The following is a 16,701-nucleotide window of genomic DNA, read 5'->3' as shown; positions in this document are numbered from 1 at the left end:
ACCTCAGATGATAGATGAAACAAACAATAGCATAGCCGTAATCGTAAATCATTGATTATTGCAACAAGCTAGCGAAGAGCCTTTATATATCAATCACAAGCACAGATGTCATAAAACGGCTTATTTTTTAATCATCACTTAACTAGTAAACTGAAAGAGGTGGAGATGCTATGCATCATATACCAGGGCATCATCATATATCCATGCTTACGAAGAATGCTCCATTAAATCATGAGTTTTATCAAAAGAAATTGGGCTTGCGCAGAGTGAAGAAGACGGTCAATCAGGACAATCCTTCCATGTACCATTTGTTTTATGGGGATTTAACGGGAAGCGCCGGTACGGAATTATCCTTTTTCGAAATGCCGGCTACAGGGAGAACCGTGCGCGGAACCAACGCCATTACACAAATCGGGCTGCTTGTTCCGTCATTCGAAAGTCTGAAGTATTGGAAAAAGCGCTTTGAACAACTTAGAGTTACGCACAGTGATATCACCATGTATGCAGGCAGAGAGGCATTGCCGTTTGAAGATCCGGAAGGGCTGCGCCTCATTCTGATTAACCATAACGGTGCAGAAGTGCCGGCAGACTGGGCAGCGTGGGAGGGGTCGCCCGTGGATCAGGCGCACCGCATCCTGGGGATGGGAACGGTAGAGATTACCGTACGCCATCTAGATAAAATGGCAGCCACGCTCACGAAAGTACTCGGGTATGTCGAGGTTTTCCGTTCGGAGCACGAAGCGATATATCAGTCCGTCGAAGGGCAAGCACTCGGCGAAATCGTGGTAAAAGAGCAGGATGGACCCAACGAAAGACCGGGACGCGGCAGTGTGCACCATCTGGCGATCCGCGTCAATGACGAGGAGGAATTGGCTTATTGGAACGAGGCGGTATCCCAACATGGCTTTCAATCAACCGGAATCATTGACCGATTTTATTTCAAAAGTTTGTATTTCCGTGAAACGAACGGCATCTTATTCGAAATGGCGACGGATGGACCCGGCTTTACAGCAGATTCCACCGTGGAAGAGCTGGGCAGGCAGTTGGATCTGCCGCCGTTCCTGGAGGCCAAGCGTGCTGAAATTGAAGCAGGATTGACACCAATAGACGAATAAAGGAGACATCAACCCATGAAAGAATATCGAATTCATCCAGACAAAGGAATGGAGATCGGGATTTACTCCATCGGTGAGCACATGATCAATCCGATGACCGGGAAGCGCATAAGCGCGGAACAACGCATACATGAACTCATTGAGGCAGCCAAGCTGGCGGATGAGGCCGGTTTGGATGTGATCGCGGTAGGGGAGAGCCACCAGACTTATTTTACCACCCAAGCGCATACGGTCATCCTTGGCGCGATTGCCCAGGCAACCCGAAACATAAAAATAGCAAGCTCGGCCACGGTGTTAAGCACGTCGGATCCAGTGCGGGTGTATGAGGATTTTGCAACACTCGATTTGATTTCGAAGGGGCGTGCCGAAATTGTAGCCGGACGCGGCTCTCGCGTCGGTGCGTACAGCTTGCTTGGTTACGATGTGCGCGATTACGAGGAATTATTCGAAGAAAAGATGGAGCTGCTGCTCAAAATCAACGCGGAAGAAACCGTAACCTGGGAGGGACAGTTCCGTGCACCACTGAACCATGCGACCATTCTTCCGCAGCCTCAATCCGGAAAAATGCCGATCTGGCGCGCGGTCGGAGGGCCGCCGGCGAGTGCAATCAAGGCCGGTTACGCCGGCGTTCCGATGATGCTGACCACGCTTGGCGGCCCGGCCATTAATTTCAAGCTAGCCGTGGAGGCCTACCGGGAATCGTTGCAGCGGAGCGGCTATGATCCTTCTCAGTTTCCGATCGCGACGACCAGTTTGTTATATACGGCGGAGAACTCGCAGGATGCGCTTCGCGAGTACTACCCGCACATCAATTCCGGCATGATGGCATTGAAAGGCAGTGGTTATCCGAAGCAGCAATTCGCGCAGTCGACGGATCACCGGGATGCTCTGATGGTCGGCAGTCCGCAGCAGATTATCGAGAAGATGCTGTATCAATATGAGATGTACGGACAACAGCGCTTCCTGGCACAGATCGACTTTGGTGGATTGCCGTTTGACAAAATCGCCAAAAACATTGAACTGATCGCTACGGTAATCGCGCCGGAGATCAGAAAACATACTGCAAAAAGCAAGGAGGAAATCGGATGAACGTCGTAGGAATCGCCGGCTCGAACGTCGGCACCAAGACCAAAACGGCGATGAATTATACGCTCAAGGCTGCCCGCGATAAGTATCCGGATGCCGAGATGATCTTGCTGGATTTAGCTGAATACAACCTTGTTTTCGGCGATGGCCGGGATTATCGGGAATATGAGGGGGATACCCGCTATGTAGCCGAAACGATTATGGCGGCAGATGCACTCATCATCGGTACGCCTACCTTCCAGGCTTCCATCCCGGCGACGCTCAAGAACGTTTTCGATTTATTGCCGGTGAACGCTTTTCGGGGCAAGGTCGTCAGTATGCTGGCAACGGCAGGGTCTGCGAAACATTTTCTAATGATCGAGCAGCAGTTAAAGCCGATTCTGTCCTATATGAAGGCGCATATCGTTCCAACGTACGTGTTCATCGAAGAAAAGGACTTTCACCGCAATGAAATCGTGAACGACGATATTCTCTTTCGCATTGAGCGTCTGGTCGAGGACACGGTGATGCATCTGAATGTGGTGTCCGCTATTCAGGAGGCCAAAGACGCAGCCTATGATTTTTGATCAGATTAGTTATATGGCAATACACAGTTTTATGATAAATGAAAGGGGCTATACTCCCTGCATGTTGTTGCACAGAGATAGCCCCTTTTTACGTGTTTAATCAGACTTTTGAATTCGGAAGCTTATCCGTTTTAGCGACGAATTCCATCTGTACGGTTCTTTATGGGTTTCAGAAATGGTGTTACTTGGGATTACGCAAGCCTTTGGGCAGGTGATTCTTGAGCTGTCCGCCGCTGGCTTTGCCCCAACCCAGAGGTAATCCATCCGTGGTTACCAACGTCCATCCCCGGTATTCGGAAGGAATGGAGATCACTTCTCCCCGCAAATAAGCAGCTGCCTCGGCAGAATCTGAAGGCAGATCCCAGCTGCGGGCAGCCAGGCCAGGATGCAAGGACATAGCAAGGGCATGCGCCGGTTCGATGCGGTTCTTCTTCAGATGAGCCAGATGCAGACCTGCGCGCGGCATCTTCAATCCCTTTAGCTGCTTGTCATTCCATGCCAAGCTCTCGCTGACCGGAAGCCAGTACAGCTCCTCACCGAACAATATCGGAGTACCGCCGTTAAGCTCAAATCCAGGGATGTCCTGCTTCGCCCAAGCCTGATATTCAGCCAGAGCGGAAGGCGCAGGCGTTTGTTTGCTGCCTCGATTTGATTTTGCGGGAGATTTACTGCTGCCCTCAGAGTAACCGAGGTCTTCATGTAAAGCTCCGGCAGCCGCCGATTTGACCAAGATAGCAACAAAATGCCCCTCCCCCCGTTCCAAATGGGGCCACAAGCGCTTCATTTCATGCAGCTCCATATCGGGATACTGCGAAAGAATGTGCTCAATCATCTCTTCATTCTCGGCCGTGTTGAATGTACAGGTGGAATAAGCCAGAGTTCCTCCCGGTTTGAGCATCCGGTACGCCTCCTGGACAATGTCCCACTGCCGGGCGACGCACAGATCCACATGTTCAGGCGACCATTCCTCAATCGCTGTGGCATCCTTTCGAAACATGCCTTCACCGGAGCATGGCGCATCGAGCATGATCCGGTCAAAGCAGGCAACGAAACGGCGGGATAGCTTATCCGGTGCCGCACTCGTAACGACTGTATTCATGATTCCCATACGTTCCACGTTCTCGGCAAGAATCCGCGCCCGTTCGGGGTGGATCTCATTGGAGACAAGCAGTCCCTGGCCCATCATCTTGGAGGCAATATGGCTTGTCTTGCCGCCGGGAGCTGCCGCAAGATCCAGGATGGTCTCTCCGGGCTGAGGATTCAACAGCTCGACTGCGGACATTGCCGAGGGCTCCTGAATATAATATAGTCCAGCGGCATGATAGGGGTGTTTGCCTGGACGCAAGCTTTCATCATAATAGTATCCGGTATCACACCAGGGCACTGGCGTCAGCTCGAATTGCCGGATGAGTTTTTTTACGCTGTCTGCGGCATGAACCGCTTTCAGCCGATTAAGACGCAGCCCGTGGGTGCGGGGGAAATCATAGCTGTCCCAAAAATCGCACGAGGCATCCCCAAGAATATCATTCATGCTGGCGACAAAGCCAACAGGCAATAGTTCCTTTCTCATTCGTTATATTGCTCCTTCTTTAGAATAAGGTACATGCTGCAGTGTATGGAAAAGAAATCCCAGTTCAGAGTTTATTTCTTCTCTGGCTTTAAGGAATCGGTCATTAGTTTATCATGTTGCCGAGGGCGTAGTAAAGAAATGTCAAGCAAAAAAAAGACCGCCCACTTCATATAGTGGGCAGTCTGCGCCAGTGTTATCCGGCGGATTCCGTTGATTCGGTTGAAGAGGTTTTTAAGGACCGGTAATCGGATACCTTGTTTTTCCCGGTAGTTTTGGAATGATACATCGCTTTATCGGCTTGTTTCATGAGTTCATCGCCGCGAACGCCTTTGCGCAGTACGCTGTAGCCGATACTGATGGTGACGATGCTCTCGCTTGCCACTCTAGCTCGGATGTTCTCGGCGACCTGCGCGGGTTTGACTTTGCGGTCAACCACCACGGCGACCAACTCCTCGCCGCCATACCGGCCGGTAATCCCGATACCATCAAGCTCTTCCTCCATAATGGCGGCAACCTGCTTCAGTACTTCATCGGCTCTGGCATGGCCCTGGGTATCATTCAGCTTCTTGAAATTGTCGATGTCGCAGAAGATAGCGGATATCTTCAATTCCTGAGACGCGTAATGGTCCAGATACTTCATAAAATGCCTGCGGTTGTAGAGTCCTGTTAATCCGTCCGTAATGGCGGACCGGTAGATGGACTGCATCAGCTCGACAATGCGTCTGAACAGGATGAAGAACACGATGCTATAGAAAAGCACCGGCAGGGCGAGTGCGAGTCCCTGAAGCGCAGGAGACAGACTGCCAGAATAGGTATGTATGGATTGCAGGATAGCCGAGAGAGCGTAGACGGCAAGTCCAATCGCATATTTGATCGGTTGTCCGATCCGCCGGGTGACTTTGGTATAAGCCAGATAGAGCGCAACGAGCTGAAAACCATCAAAATATATGCTTTGCCATATCGGGTCCAAGGTGTTAGGAAGAAATGAGGGAAGAATGAGCGGAAGCATAAGAAGTAGGGCTGACAACAAGGGAAGCCAATAATGCATGGTCTTGACTCTACGGTACAGCATGACAATCGAGACGTTCAGCAGGACAAACGAAAAAAGCTGAATGAAACGAAGGACGTCCGATTCCGGTGAAAAAACAGATTTTCCACTCCAAGCCGAATGGATGTTCAGACCCTCGTATGTCATAATGAAGAAGAAGGCTGCCGCCATATATATGTAAGCATTCTTGCGTTGCTTGCTGTACATAAAGAGACACATGATCAGCATCATAAGCGCGATATAAGCTCCGCATACAGCAAATATGGTAGGTAGTGGAGAAGTGGACCAGTAACTCAATTCATAGGACAAATCGATTCACTCCTGAGTAGGGATAGGTTTCCTTTGTATGAAACATATGTTCTAATATATCATATCGAAAAACAATGAATCTGAAAAGAGATTTAGAGAAAGGGGGATCCCCATGAAACTTCTTCAAGCATTATTCTTCCCTCCTGAACAGCCAGGCGGCGTCTCGTCCATGATTCCTTATTTGCAGGAGCGTTTTCATTCCTCTCGTTGGGAGATGGAGATGTTCTGGCTGCCCAAGCGGATCCGCAACAAAGGCCAGGAGGATCCGGTATTCCATACCTTTGATTGGAAAGAGTTCGAAGGGAGTGCGATTGTAGCGAAATACCTTCAAACCTACCGGGATTACCTGTGGTGGACACGTCTGCGTCTTCAAAAGCCTTATGATCTTATCCATAGTCATCATCCGATTGCAGGCATGTCGATGAAAGCCGTATTCCCTGAGGTTCCGCTCATCCAAACCGTGCATTCCAGTTACGAGCGCGAGCTCATCCTGAACGGAAGAATCAAAGAAGGAGGGCTGGAACACAGATTCCTGGTCTCTTTATATAAGGAGCTTGAGTACATCAGCGACCGTTTGTTGACGGTGTCGAACTCCTTCAAGGATTATATGGCTCCCTACGTGAATACGCCCGAATCAATCGGGGTTATTCATAACGGATTTGATGATAAAAGATTTAAACCGGTGCCTCATGAAAATGCGGTGCCGCAGTTGATTACGGTATGCCGTCTGGTACCTGCAAAAGGATTGGACATTCTGCTTCAAGCCTGCGCGGAACTGAAACGCAAAGGATATGATTACGTTCTTCATATTATCGGCGACGGACCTTCCCGACAGGAGCTCGAGGAGATGGCCAAAACACTCGGCATCTACCAGGAGACGATTTTTTACGGATATACGCTGCATCCCGAGGAGTTTATGCCGTTCTTTGATATCTTTGTTCTGCCTTCGAGAGCGGAGGCGTTCGGCTCGGTGTTCGCGGAAGCGGCGCTTAGTTGCCTTGCGCTGGTAGGCACCGATGTCGGCGGCATCGCGGAGCAGATCGAGGATGGGGTAAACGGCTTGCTTGTACCGTCGGAGGATCCGATAGCACTCAGTGTTGCGCTTGAGAAGGTTATCAGTGATCCGCTCTATCGTTATGAGCTTGCCCGGACCGCTTCGGATAAGGCGAAGAGTCAATACTCCCTGTCCAGATCCGTAAATGAACTGAAAAAAATGTATTTGAAATTTCAACCTACGATAGAGAGTTAGGGATCGGTTATGGCTTCTTTTCGATTTATGCATGCTGCGGATTTACATCTGGACAGTCCGTTTATCGGGATCAGCGGGCTCGATGACAACCTGCGGTCTTTCGTTCAGGAATCGACTTTCCGTGCGCTGGAGCGGCTCGTGCAGCTCGCCATCGACCAACATGTTGATTTTATCGTCATCAGCGGGGACATATATGATAGCTCCAACATCTCGCTGCGCGCACAGCTTCGCTTCCTGGAGTCCCTTAACCGTCTGGGAATGGAAGAGATTGCGGTATATGTGATCCATGGAAATCATGATCCGCTGGACAGCACCAAGCTTACTATGACGCTGCCTCCCCATGTCCATGTGTTTGGGGCGGAGCCTGCAAGCGTAACAGCCGTTCGCCGCTCGGATCATCAAGAAGTGGCGGTCATTACCGGGATGTCGTATCCGACCTCGAAGGTAACCGATAATATTGCGATACGTTATCCTGCTCCGTCATCCGGTCTCTACCATATCGGACTTCTGCACGCGAACGTGGATGGGGATCCCCATCACGAAACCTATGCACCCTGTACGAAAAGGGATCTAATCCAGGCCGGATATCATTACTGGGCGCTTGGGCATATTCACTCCCGTCGAACTTTGCAGGAATCTCCTTTTATTGTGTATCCGGGCAATATCCAGGGACGTCATGTCCGGGAGACGGGACCCAAGGGATGTTATATCGTTGATGTGGATGGGAGCTTCAACACGAAGCTGAGCTTCCATGAGTTCGATTCCATGCGCTGGCAAATCGTTGAAGCGCCACTTGATTCTTATCAGGATGTCGATGAATGGAGACGCTCACTGGAATCCATTCTCACCGAAATAGCCAGAGAGAACGCGGAGAGGCTTAGCATGATCCGCGTTCGGATTACGGGACGAGGTCCGGTTCATCGTCAGCTTGAAGGCGGATATGTACTCGATGAGCTGCTGACCGATCTGCGGAGAAGAGAAGCCGCGAAGGGGCAGACATGCGGCTATCGGGGATGCGTCTGGATCGAGAGTTTCTCCCTTCAATCCGGGGACGCGATCGATACAGAGAGGCTGCTTGCGGAAGACAGCTTTGCAGGGGACTTGCTTCGTCTTGTTCGAGGCGAGCAGGGACGGGTTCAAGATCCTGATGGGGTTGTTGCCAAGAGCTTGGAGCCTCTGCTGGAGCATGCGGAGCTCCGCTCCTTGCTGGACGAGATTAATCCGGAGGAACTGCTGGAATGGGTTCGCAGAGCGGAGGAACTGACCTTAGGGTTATTGCTGCGTGACCGTTCGCAAGAGGAAGGTGTCGGAACATGAGACTAGAGCGGATGAACATTCAAGGCTTCGGAGCTGTTCGGGACAAGAGCCTTGATATCGATGCCCCTGTAACCGTGCTGTATGGGCCGAATGAAGCGGGAAAGAGCAGTGTCCTGTATTTTATCCGAGCCATGCTGTACGGATTCCCGGGGAAGGGCTCGCCGGCAGAACGCGGCGAGCCTTCGGGGGAAGGCGTACACGGCGGCGAGCTGCGTTTTCTGGATAAGGAGGGAGTGCCTTGGGTGATCCGGCGCTACAGCCGTTCCAGAGAAGGACATTCAGCCACTGGCAGAGGCGAGCGCGTACATATTCATAAACTAGCGGATAACGGGATCGTGATCGAGCTTGGACAGCAGGAGCTGGAGCAATATGCCTTGGGCGGCGTGTCCAGGGATATGTTTCGTCAGTTGTTTGCCATCTCGTTAAGCGAGCTGCAGGAAATCCGCAGCCTGCAATCTGCCGAAATGAGCGGTTACCTGTTTCATGCCGGAATCGGCGGCGGGGCTAATATACTGGAAGCCGAACGCAAGTTGTCCCAGGAGATGGACAAGCTGTATAAGCCGCGCGGAAAGGTTCAGCATACCGCCAAGCTGCTGCAATCCATCGAGCATTTAAGAACCCAGGTTTCGGAGAGCAAGACGTACGTTTCCCGCTATAACGAGACCGTTACATCCATTCTGGAAATACAGGAACGGTTGAATCTTCTGGAACAGGATCGCAACAGGGACGCCGAGGATTTGTCGCTGCTTCGAAAAGCGCAGGACATTCGTCCGGCCTGGCTGGAATGGCGTGAGGCCAGGTTGGAACTCAAGGATCTGATGGACAGTGACAACTTTCCTCCGGATGGAATCCCCCGTTACGAAAAGATGCAGGAGGAAGAGCGTCTTCTCCTCGCCCAGTTAATCCGCGTCGAGCGGGCGATCGAGGACGTGGAGGATAAGCTGAGAGCCCTCCCCCTTAATGCGTTCATGGAACAGTATGGCGAACGGATTGAGGAGCTATGGGCGAAACGAAGTCTGCATGAAACCGCAAACCGGGAGCTTGCCGAGCTTACGGCCGAATACAAGTCTCAGGAGATCCGGCTGGAACAGCTGCTCCGAGATATCGATCCGGCATGGACCCGGCAAGAGCTGCTGACTCTATCGGTATCCGCTTCGGAGCGCGAGGAGGTCCGGCGAATCAGTGCGGCCTTTGCCGGGTATGATCGCCGGATGGAGGCACTGTTCATTGAACAGCGCGGGGCCCAGCGTTCGGCGGCAGCAGCCGAATCGGCGCTGCGGGAAGCCAGGCGGCAGCTGCGCGAGGAAATGGATCGGGGACAAGAGGCATTTGCCATGATTCAGCCGGCAGCGCCCCAGGAGACCGCTGCCCTGTGGAATCAGCTGCAGCTGGAGATCGAGCGTTGGCGCGAACGGAGATTGACCCGGACACAGCCGGAACCTGCTTCCACACGCCAGTCGGGGAGGGGCCGATTGCCTCGGATGTACGCGGCTCTGCTGGCGGGAATGGCTGTTATGACATTCCTGTTGGTAGCCGTATTGCTATGGACATCAACCACGGAAGCTGCCGTGGTCTCAGGCATCGTGATGCTGCTCGGCATGAGTTATGTATTCTGGAGCGGTCTACGTGACCGGGAAGATCATGGTACGGTTTCGAATGAGATCAATAATCTAGACGGACAGGGAACGGAACATATAGATCATCTCTATTCCAGGCTGGTCTCTGCCCCTTACGCGGCAGCAGCAGTGAGTACGATCCCGGGCAGTCGAAGGGACAAAAACGTTGTCCTGGCTCGCGACCCCTTCATGGTGGAGGCGCAGATGCGCGAGCTTCGATCCGTGATGGAGGGCTGGCAAGCATGGCGGCAGCGGCTCGATCGACTGACGTCCGATTGTGCGGCGGCTGAGGAGAAGGCTGCGCTGCAACAGGTTGAATTACAAACGGTTCAGGGCGCCATCGATCAGGAAGAGAAGCGATATTTGGAGCTGGAGCGGCAGTGGGAGGCGTGGCTTATGTACCGATCACTCCCGCAGAGTCTGTCGCCTGACGTGATGCTGGACGTATTCGTCAAGGTTGAGCAGGGGCAGGAGCTGATCCGGCAGCAAAAATCACTTGGCCTGAAAATGGATGTGCTGTTAAAAGAGGCGGAGGATTATATCATCCAATGCCATGAGATCTTTGCGGCGGATCCCCAGGGAGACGCTAACGGCAGCCGAATCCCAGCCGTCGCTGAGCTCGGCAACGTACATTCCAGATGGAAGAGCTATCAAGAGGATTCGAGACAGAAGAAGGTCCTTGCAGAGCGTGTTCAAGAGCTTCGCAAAGAGGGGGCTGTGATAGAAGAGGAGCGGGAAGCGCTGCAGCTGCGTAAAGCGGCTCTGATTGCATCGTCTCAAACGGCAGACGAAGAAACCTTTCTTCGTATGGGAGCTGCTGCGAAACGCCGGGAGGAACTTGTACGCACGATCCGCCATCACGAAATTACCATGTTCAGCGGCTGGGATGATGTGGGTCGCCGGCAGCTTGAACAGCTGCTGGAGCTGACGGATGCTGCGGAACTTGATGCTCAATGTTTCAAGAAGGAGGAAGCCGTATCCGCCGCGCTCCACCTGCGGGACGAGCTTCAGGAACGGCGGGGGCGGCTGCTTCAGGAGAGAGAGTCACTGGAATCCGCGGGGAACCAGGATTCCGCCCTGCAGCAGTTGGAGGAGCAGCGCTCCGCCCTGAGGGAATTAGTTTCGCAATATGCGGTACGTTCGATGGCCACCGAATTTATCAAACGTACACGCCGCATGTACGAGGAAGAGAAACAGCCGCAGGTGCTGCAGTTGGCTTCCCGCTACTTCTCCATACTGACTGGCGGCATGTACAGCCGGTTGGTCATGCGGATGGGAGATCAGAGTCTGCTGGCAGAGCGCCCGACTGGTGAATGGGTGGAGAGCAGCAGGCTAAGCCGCGGCACGGCGGAACAGTTATTTTTGGCGATGCGGCTCGGTCTGATTCAATCGATGCCACATGCGATGGGGTTGCCGCTATTGCTTGATGATCTGTTTGTTAATTTTGACGGTGAACGGCTCGGACATGCGCTCGAGCTTCTCGCGGAATTGTCGCAAGACCGGCAAGTCGTGATGATGACGTGTCATCGACATGTAGCAGAGCAAACCATGAAACGCATACCCAATGCACAATTTATCACGATGTAGCCATAAGAAGGGGCTTCCCAAGGGCAGGTTTATCATACCTTTGGGAAAGCCCCTTTATTTTCCCCTGATATCGGGGGTTCCGAACAAAGTTAGCCGGAGCACCCAGAGCAGACACAGTCCCCCAAACATCGGGTAGAGGAGAGAGAGCAAGGAACTGAACCCGAACTGGCTGAAGAAATAACAGAACACCATAATGCCAAGGGTAATCACTCTGGGTGAGAGCGAGGTTCGCTGCTGAGCCTGCAGGGTAATCCCGTAGATATTGGCCACGAAGGTGCTGAAAATTTCAAGGAAGATCAGAATGAGATAGATGATCTGTACGAGCCAGCCCAGCTGGTTGGCGATGCTGCCCATCGGGATTTCGAATTGGGCGATGCCGGGCATGTGGGCGGACATCGCAAAATGTGCTGCCATCAGCATAAACCCTACGCCCGTACCTCCAATGATACCTCCCCAGGTTACGGTGCGCGCACTTTCGGTCTGGCTGCCGAGTGGGACCAGCACCGGCATCGCCATAACCAGGTTAAATGCGGTGTAGAGCAGGGGCGCCAGCCAAACCGCAGGCAGGCTATGGTCCGTAGTCAAGGTTAAGAAACGGGTGGCCCCCGGCGTCTGAATCGTCTGAGAAATAATTGCAAGCGATAAGGTCAGCATCATGGGCACGACAAGACTGTTCATCGTCATGATAGACTGGATGCCTTTTCTGAGAATGAAATAGGTTCCGATCATCGTGACAAACAGCCCGGTCTGATAGTTCATGTTCAGATGCTCCACAAAAACAGAGCCAGCGCCGGCAAGCATGATGCTGTTCACCCCGAGCAGAATGACAAACATAAAGAGGCTGATCCAGACGCCGGCTTTCTCTCCAAACAGAAATTTATTCAAGTCCTCAAAGGATTTGGCCCCGATCTGCCTGGATATCGTCATGATTTTCGTGCCGAGCCAAATAAATAATCCTGTCGTAAACAGAATGGTCAGTGTAGCCCAGTGTCCATATTGGGTAAAGAATTGAAGGATTTCCCTTCCGGTCGCAAAGCCAGCGCCGACGATGGTTCCGATATATGTAAAGGCGATCTGTAAAACACGAATAGATTTACGCAAGCCCCGCATCCCCCTTGAAAGTTAATCGTTCTGCTTAGTACAAGGTATGCTTGGCTCAGCTGGGACATGACTCCTACCTGTCCAGGTCCTTTGCCGGAGGCGTGACAAGGGTTAGTGCCAGGTAGCGGAGATCCATGTCAGGAATTGTGACGAGAATCGTACAGTTAAATGACGGAGTCCCCGTTTGTACTTGCCGTATAGAGTGGAATATGGTACTTTTACGACAAAGGAATCGTGGGAGGTCTTTTGGATGGATTGGTTGAAGGAGCGGATCATCAAAGAAGGTGTCGTGTTGTCGGATCAGGTGCTGAAGCTGGATGCTTTGCTGACGCATCAAGTAGATCCGGCATTAATTATGGATATGGGTCGGGAATTCGCGGTGAGATTTAAAGAAAGCGGTGTGACCAAGGTCGTAACGCTGGAATCCTCCGGCATTTCTGTTGCTTTTGCCGCGGCGCTGGAATTGGGAGTTCCAATGGTATTCGCCCGGCGCAAAAAAACGCTGCTCGCCGATCCAGACGCCTTGTGTGAGCGGGTTCCGTCTTTTACCAAGGGCATTGTCACGGACATTATGGTATCGCGCCAGTTTATCGGTGAAGAGGATAAGTTACTCTTCATTGATGACATTATCGCGAACGGGGACGCTGCAAGAGGCCTGATCAAAATTATTGAACGAGCAGGGGCGGAATTAATCGGGCTTGGCGTTGTGATTGAAAAGAGCTTCCAGGCCGGAGCGCGAACGCTGCGCGAACAGAATGTTCATGTGGAATCGCTTGTTACCATCTCGTCGCTTGAGGACGGCAAGATTACGTTCAGCTAAAACTTAGCATCTTCTTTGGCATGTTAGCGATAGAGCAACGACGGATTAGGCCTTAAGTCATGAACGATTCCACCTATCTTTGGGGAAGTGGAAAAATGGCAATTCGTAGTCAATGTTCATCGGATTTCTGCCTAAAATCACAACAAAATCTTTTCGCCTCCGTGATTTTCGCTTATAATAAAGAGGTAGGCAAGAGAGAGGAGGCAGCACCATGGGGAAACAACCTGTAACCGAGCCGTTTTTGATCGAGAAGCTGAATGAAGCAAAGGTACATTTTGAACGTGCTTTGGATTGTAAACATACGGAGTTTGATGATCTATATCCCTATATGATTGAACATCCTCAGTTTTTCTGGTACAAACGCTATGTTGCCTGGTCAGAACTGCTGACGATTGCCGGATTGTGTGAGGAGGTTTCCTTCGAATGGAAGGAACAGTTTACGCCTCAGCAGGTAGAATATATCGAGAAGCGTGTCATGTCTTCAACCGTTCTGGATTTTTGGTACGAGAAGAATGACAGCATCGAGCCGGCACAGCGTTAATGGGTATATAGAACATCTCTTAGTCGGGATGTTTATCGATATCGCAACGCATTCAAAAGACCTAAATGATCTCATTTAGGTCTTTTTTTTGCAGAGTACGTTTATGGAGGAGGTATGGTGATGATTAGCGATGAAAGACTCGATGAGCTGCGGCTCTCCGGCGAATTGGTTCGGGTTGTGCGAGATGGTTTGGAGACCAATGATATTATAGGCTTTGTCGTCGCCTGGGACCCGGAGCAGGTCATAATACGCCGTAGAAACCGGCGGGTCGTTAAACTGGATCGCCGCTACAGCTACCAGCTTAAAAAAGATCCAAGAGTAAGCCCTATCGAAGAGTAGGAGTAGGCATAGATCTCGAACTTGTCGGACAACTTAACCTCGCATCAAATTTTTGTGGAGGAGTTGCTTTGGGTTATGGAAATGTCCAATGACAAGGTCTCGGCTTATAAGAATGAAATTCTGAATTTGAAGCAGAGCATGCCGGAGATGGCAGAGGCGTATCATCAGTTCACCGGCGTTTGCTTTCAGGATGGCGAGCTGGATGAGCGAACGAAGCAGCTGATCGCGCTCGGGATCGGACTGTTTGCCAATAACGAGCTGTGCACCTTCTATCATATGGAGGAAGCCCGTGCGAAGGGAGCCTCGGATGCACAGATAATGGAGGCTGTAGCCGTGGCGTCTGCCGCCAGTGCGGGACATGCTCTCTCGCAGGGACTGACCCGCGTGCAGCATAATCTTCATTGACTCACGTGATACCAATAACCGTCTCAACCGGAGCATTCTTGTTCAGTAGGGGAGACGGTTATTCTCTGTTTAGAGGGCGGCAATTTAGCGGGCGGAAACAGCGGCAGGAGGATGGGCTTGCTCGGAGGACTCGGTCTCGGGCGGGACCAGCCCAAGATAGGCTCGCATGCGGTCCATCATCTCCTCACGGAAGGATGGCCATAGAATGTTCATCGAACCAATGTAACCCCGGCATGCATATCGCGCCTGGATTCCATCCTGGTTTTGCCCAATATCATACACCTTGATCGCCCGCTTGGTGAATTCCTGTTTCACCTCACGAAGAAGCACAGCAGCACGCTTGGCTCCGTTCCCCACAACCTCTACATACAATTGCGGGCTCTTGAAGACACCGCTCTCTTGAATGATTCGGCAATCCCTTTCAAACACCTTATGGATGAACATCAGCAGCAGGTAACTCTTGATCAATGCTCGTTCTTCTGTCGTAACAGCTGGTATGGCCATCAACATCACCGCCTTTATATAGAAAGTGGTTATTGGATAGGAACTTATGTTCTTATTTTAACCGAAAAACAGGTTTTTAATCAAGTTCAAAAAAAGTGTTGACTCGATTTACCTGGCGTGATATTATATATCTTGTCGCCGCTGATAAGAGCTTGTCTCCTATAAGCGATGAAGATGATACGCGGTCGTGGCGGAATTGGCAGACGCGCACGGTTCAGGTCCGTGTGGGCTAACCCCCGTGGAGGTTCGAGTCCTCTCGACCGCATCCTTATGAAAAGGCTCGTAAACTTGCTTTTTAGCAGTTTACGAGCTTTTTTGTGTTGAAATTTGGACGGCAAACCGGCAACATTTACTTTCTGACTTACATATTTGATCAACTTTACTCAAACAATACGGTTAGGTATGTATGAATAGGAGTGGAAAGGGGCGTCAAGATGCGGAAGGTATATAAAAATTCGGTGATCCTGCTGTGTATGGTATGGGGGATCGTGAACGGACCAAAGATAGGCTATGGTGCAGGGATGGTTGCTTGGACTGATCTGTCACGTCAGGAGCCAAACCAAGTGCACGAAGAATCCGGTCGCAACAGACCCGGCCAGGAAAAGAAAACGAATAAGCTAGCCGTTATCATCGATGATTTTGGCAATGATCAGAAAGGGACTCAGGAAATGCTCAGTCTGCCTGTCAAAATCACGGTCGCTGTGATGCCTTTTTTGCCCACAAGCGTGAAGGACGCCGAGGCCGCGCATCGGCAAGGCCATGACGTGATTATCCATATGCCCATGGAGCCTAAGCAGGGGCCAGCTTCCTGGCTTGGACCGGGTGCCATCTTAACCTCGCTTACCGATGAGGAGATTCGTAAACGCATGGAAGAGGCCATTGATTCAATTCCTTACGCTGTAGGGATTAATAATCATATGGGTTCCAAGGTTACCGGGGATGAACGAGTCATGTCCATCGTACTCGACGTATGCAGGGAGAGAGGGCTGTTTTTTATCGACAGCAAGACGAATTACTACAGTGTGGTTGGCAAACTGGCAGCGGAGAAGGGGATGCCATCCATCGCCAACGATATCTTCCTGGATGACGTTCATACCGTTCAGCACGTGAGCAAGCAGCTGCAGACCGCAGCACAGCATGCGGAAGAGAGAACTTCCTGCATTGCAATAGGCCACGTTGGCGTGTATGGAATCCGCACGGCAGAAGCGCTAAAAAGAAGCATTCCTAAACTGCAGGCGAAGGTGGAGTTTGTAGGTATCAGCGATCTGGTAAGGGAACGATCAAGCTGGCGGCCGAATCCGCTGCCTGCGTATTAGTGCAATAGCAGTACCGATAGCAATTTTTTGCCATGTTGTGAGTAACTGGACGATAAAAGGTTATCCGACAAAGGTCAGCCCATATCTTATATAGACATAAAAAATAAATAGCCTTCCAGACAAGGACCCAGTGATTCCGTTCCCTGTATGGAAGGCTGTACTTATGTTGAGGCAGCGGCCACGCATGCTGTGAATGATCTCGCTAATGTTGC

15 protein-coding genes and 1 tRNA gene are annotated in these 16,701 nt (G+C 51.5%); 12 read left to right on the top strand and 4 right to left on the bottom strand.

What is annotated here, in order from left to right:
* Positions 1-170 precede the first annotated feature (170 nt).
* Genes AB4124_RS00555 through AB4124_RS00545 form a run of 3 tightly spaced genes read left to right on the top strand, consistent with a single transcriptional unit; the run spans position 171 to position 2,767 of the window.
* Positions 171-1,115, top strand: a complete 945-nt coding sequence (locus tag AB4124_RS00555) for a ring-cleaving dioxygenase (protein WP_441970556.1) — start codon at positions 171-173, stop codon at positions 1,113-1,115.
* A 15-nt stretch (positions 1,116-1,130) separates the two neighbouring features.
* Positions 1,131-2,204, top strand: a complete 1,074-nt coding sequence (locus tag AB4124_RS00550) for an LLM class flavin-dependent oxidoreductase (RefSeq protein WP_076325766.1) — start codon at positions 1,131-1,133, stop codon at positions 2,202-2,204.
* Complete coding sequence (locus AB4124_RS00545) at positions 2,201-2,767, top strand: NADPH-dependent FMN reductase (protein WP_441970553.1); 567 nt, start codon at positions 2,201-2,203, stop codon at positions 2,765-2,767. The genes AB4124_RS00550 and AB4124_RS00545 overlap by 4 nt, the downstream gene beginning before the upstream one ends.
* Positions 2,768-2,948: 181 nt before the next feature.
* Here the strand turns inward: AB4124_RS00545 and AB4124_RS00540 are convergent, their stop codons facing one another.
* Positions 2,949-4,337, bottom strand: a complete 1,389-nt coding sequence (locus tag AB4124_RS00540) for an RsmF rRNA methyltransferase first C-terminal domain-containing protein (RefSeq protein WP_441970552.1) — start codon at positions 4,335-4,337, stop codon at positions 2,949-2,951.
* A 193-nt stretch (positions 4,338-4,530) separates the two neighbouring features.
* Entirely contained in the window at positions 4,531-5,694 is a 1,164-nt protein-coding gene (locus AB4124_RS00535; protein ID WP_441970550.1) for a GGDEF domain-containing protein, read from the bottom strand.
* 112 nt (positions 5,695-5,806) lie between these two features.
* On the opposite strand from AB4124_RS00535, the gene AB4124_RS00530 reads away from it, so the two are divergent.
* Genes AB4124_RS00530 through AB4124_RS00520 form a run of 3 tightly spaced genes read left to right on the top strand, consistent with a single transcriptional unit; the run spans position 5,807 to position 11,463 of the window.
* Positions 5,807-6,943 (top strand): glycosyltransferase family 4 protein, encoded by a 1,137-nt coding sequence (locus tag AB4124_RS00530; protein WP_441970548.1) that lies wholly within the window; start codon positions 5,807-5,809, stop codon positions 6,941-6,943.
* Between the two features lie 9 nt (positions 6,944-6,952).
* Complete coding sequence (locus AB4124_RS00525) at positions 6,953-8,260, top strand: metallophosphoesterase family protein (RefSeq protein WP_441970546.1); 1,308 nt, start codon at positions 6,953-6,955, stop codon at positions 8,258-8,260.
* Positions 8,257-11,463 carry an AAA family ATPase gene (locus AB4124_RS00520; protein WP_441970544.1) on the top strand — a complete coding sequence of 1,069 codons (3,207 nt, stop codon included), beginning with the start codon at positions 8,257-8,259 and terminating at the stop codon, positions 11,461-11,463. The genes AB4124_RS00525 and AB4124_RS00520 overlap by 4 nt, the downstream gene beginning before the upstream one ends.
* A 54-nt stretch (positions 11,464-11,517) precedes the next feature.
* Here the strand turns inward: AB4124_RS00520 and AB4124_RS00515 are convergent, their stop codons facing one another.
* Complete coding sequence (locus tag AB4124_RS00515; RefSeq protein ID WP_441970542.1) at positions 11,518-12,564, bottom strand: YkvI family membrane protein; 1,047 nt, start codon at positions 12,562-12,564, stop codon at positions 11,518-11,520.
* 250 nt (positions 12,565-12,814) lie between these two features.
* On the opposite strand from AB4124_RS00515, the gene AB4124_RS00510 reads away from it, so the two are divergent.
* The 4 genes from AB4124_RS00510 (at position 12,815) to AB4124_RS00495 (ending at position 14,669) form a co-directional block, all read left to right on the top strand.
* The gene (locus AB4124_RS00510; protein ID WP_076325774.1) at positions 12,815-13,384 is read left to right on the top strand and encodes a xanthine phosphoribosyltransferase; all 570 of its coding nucleotides are present in this window, start codon (positions 12,815-12,817) and stop codon (positions 13,382-13,384) included.
* Between the two features lie 211 nt (positions 13,385-13,595).
* Entirely contained in the window at positions 13,596-13,925 is a 330-nt protein-coding gene (locus AB4124_RS00505) for a hypothetical protein (RefSeq protein WP_071221736.1), read from the top strand.
* 120 nt (positions 13,926-14,045) lie between these two features.
* Positions 14,046-14,264 carry a hypothetical protein gene (locus tag AB4124_RS00500; RefSeq protein WP_076325776.1) on the top strand — a complete coding sequence of 73 codons (219 nt, stop codon included), beginning with the start codon at positions 14,046-14,048 and terminating at the stop codon, positions 14,262-14,264.
* 75 nt (positions 14,265-14,339) lie between these two features.
* Entirely contained in the window at positions 14,340-14,669 is a 330-nt protein-coding gene (locus tag AB4124_RS00495; RefSeq protein WP_071221734.1) for a carboxymuconolactone decarboxylase family protein, read from the top strand.
* An 84-nt stretch (positions 14,670-14,753) separates the two neighbouring features.
* Here the strand turns inward: AB4124_RS00495 and AB4124_RS00490 are convergent, their stop codons facing one another.
* Positions 14,754-15,173, bottom strand: a complete 420-nt coding sequence (locus AB4124_RS00490; protein WP_076325778.1) for a hypothetical protein — start codon at positions 15,171-15,173, stop codon at positions 14,754-14,756.
* Positions 15,174-15,354: 181 nt separating this feature from the next.
* On the opposite strand from AB4124_RS00490, the gene AB4124_RS00485 reads away from it, so the two are divergent.
* Together AB4124_RS00485 and AB4124_RS00480 are read left to right on the top strand one after the other, a co-directional pair.
* Positions 15,355-15,438 (top strand) — tRNA-Leu (locus tag AB4124_RS00485).
* A gap of 169 nt (positions 15,439-15,607) precedes the next feature.
* Entirely contained in the window at positions 15,608-16,489 is an 882-nt protein-coding gene (locus AB4124_RS00480) for a divergent polysaccharide deacetylase family protein (protein ID WP_441970538.1), read from the top strand.
* The last annotated feature ends 212 nt before the right edge of the window (positions 16,490-16,701 follow it).

The sequence above is a fragment of the Paenibacillus sp. 2KB_20 genome (assembly GCF_052115765.1).
In the GTDB taxonomy this organism is placed as follows: Bacteria; Bacillota; Bacilli; order Paenibacillales; family Paenibacillaceae; genus Paenibacillus_AQ.
Note: the sequence above shows the minus strand (reverse complement) of the source record. Positions and strands in the feature narration are given on the sequence as shown.